Origin of the sequence: Bacillus sp. RB3, assembly GCF_030164735.1 — a bacterium.
Lineage (GTDB): Bacteria > Bacillota > Bacilli > Bacillales > Bacillaceae_G > Bacillus_A > Bacillus_A cereus.
The window spans coordinates 1-2364 of the sequence record NZ_JASNGE010000084.1 but is presented as its reverse complement, the minus strand read 5'-3'; the positions used below and the strand labels follow the sequence as shown (position 1 = coordinate 2364).

Below are 2364 nucleotides of genomic sequence, written 5' to 3'. Positions count from 1 at the left end.
GGGCATCGCTGCCCCCAACTCCCCTCAGAACCGTACGTGACAGTTTCCCATCATACGGCTCAAGCCTTCTTTTTATCCGATTTCAGTCCCTTTAGTATAGGCAAGGTAAGTGAACTAATTTTAAGTTTAAATTAGACAATATGAGGTGTTGCGGAACAGGCATGTCTTTTACGACTACCTTTTCCCCGTTTTGTAGTGGAGTTTTGCAGATAGCGCAGCGGTAACCTTGTTTTCTAGCCAGCTTCATTCTATCCATCGTGTTTTCCGTATCAAATACCTTACGGTCTCTTTTTTCCCAGTATTCTTTCAATGTTGGGTCATCAGGACTATTTTTGAATTTCACCATGTTGTGTCTCTCAATCTTAATCCATGACATATGTAAGAGTTGGATATTTGTTTTCGGGCAGGTTGGTGTCCAAGCATTTCCACCATGATGTGGATGCCTGTAATATCTTGCATATATCCATTTCCACGACTTCTTTGGATGGAGCTGTCGAAGATGTTTGCCGATTCTCCAATAGATATAGCTATCCATTGTACCAAAGATTTTCTTAGAAACGACATGTTTCCAGTATTGCCCGTATCCTCTGATAATAGGATTAAGCACTCGGATGATTTCTCCGATGGGTTGCCCCCTCATGACACGTAAAGTATCTCCAATTTTCTTCTTCGCTTTCTGTCTACTGCCCTTACTTGGTTTGATGAACAGTTTATTTCCCTGTTCAGTTTGGTACTGCCGAATCAAGAATCCTAGGAACTCAAATCCTTCCTCAATATGTGTAACCTTCGTCTTTTCAGGGCTTAATTCCAATCCCCTGTCCTTTAAGTAGGGACGAAGTCTCATATATACAGAGAGTGCTTGTTCTTTTGTCTCCGTTAAGACCACAAAATCATCTGCGTAACGGATAAGGGTAAATTTGCAAGCAGGATTCATAATATAACTATCATTAGCTTTATAGTTTTTCTTGTAAGTAATTCCCAAGGTTTCTTCCATTCCATGAAGGGCAATGTTAGCGAGAAGTGGCGAGATAATTCCTCCTTGCGGAGTACCTTCTTGCGTTTCCGCGAAAAAGCTTTGCTCCATGTATCCCATCTTGAGCCATCGCTTCAATAGTTTTCTTCCTGGGAAGTAAGAAGTTTGTTTGAGTATCCACTCATGGTTGAGATGATCAAAACAGCCCTGAAAATCTCCTTCAAATATCCATTTCTTCTTTGTGCCCCCGTTGATTCTATTGAAAATGCTTCGTATGGCATCATGGGTACTTCGCTTAGGACGAAACCCGTAAGAAATAGCTTCAAATCTGGCTTCCCACTGTGGTTCAAGGGCATTTCGCACTATATTTTGATATACCCTATCCTTTATAGTTGGGATGCCCAACGGTCGCAATTTTCCATTTTTCTTCACAATGTATATACGTTTTGCTGGTTTTGGTCGGTGTTGTAGCGTATTTAACTTTTTGAGTTGCTCATAGAGAAGATTTCTTTCTCTGCGACTCAAGGCTGTATGTTCATCAACACCTGCTGTTCGCTTTCCCTTATTCTGCTGTGTTACTCGTCTAATTGATAACAGTAAGTTTGCTTCGCTTCTCATGAGTAAGCGTTGAAGTTTTCTTACCTTTCTTTGTTGCTGTAACTGTTCGGCACGGTAAATTCTTTGTCGTAACTTCGTCACATACATCTGAACTGCTTTCCAGTCCACTGTGTTCCAGTTTGTATACGAGACGTGCGCCGACGCTCGTTCTGAGGTGTTCATAACTGCACGCTCCTATTCGTCAGAAGATAACTTACAAATGTATTTCCATGTTGAAGACCTATAAGAAGTGGGCTCCCTTTCAGGCTTGTCATGGGTTTGTCCGTAAGGACGACAATATCCGCTCAGTTATACATATTTCTATGCTTTCCTGTTTCCTTTCGGCTAGCGGCTTTTGCTTTCTCTTATATCCTTTACCCTCTGCCACATCGTTTGACTTTACAGTCATCCTACTGCTTGCGCAGATGACATAGGGCTTACCAAGTTTCACATTCCACAGATACGACAGGGTTAGGTGGACTCTTTACTCCGGATAAGTTGCGGGATGCAACGCGGCAGTATTATGAGAATGCCTTTCCTCTTATCAAGACCTGGGTAGAGCTGTACATTATCCCAAGCTAACGATTACGAAGCTTACGAGCCTTCACTCTCGTTCACCGTACCTGTCTTCTCCTAGCGGTATTCCGAGTCATGTACAGACTCTCTGTTTCCACATTTCCTCATGCAACCCACGAGCCGGTTACCAAGTCCGCAGTTTCGGATGGAGATAGACTTTGCATCTAATCTAGTAGCAGAAGCTACCCTGTGGGAATGCGACTTCTTGTCGCACCATA

Annotated in this window: 1 protein-coding gene; it reads right to left on the bottom strand. The window is 42.7% G+C overall.

The window, feature by feature from the left end:
* Positions 1-91 precede the first annotated feature (91 nt).
* Positions 92-1753, bottom strand: coding sequence for a group II intron reverse transcriptase/maturase (gene ltrA / locus QO049_RS30390; protein ID WP_086396097.1), 1662 nt, complete (start codon positions 1751-1753; stop codon positions 92-94).
* Positions 1754-2364: the final 611 nt, after the last annotated feature.

Excerpts from the sequence above, each read along its gene's own strand:
- ltrA (WP_086396097.1), bottom strand. The coding sequence starts at position 1,753 with ATGAACACCTCAGAACGAGCGTCGGCGCACGTCTCGTATACAAACTGG.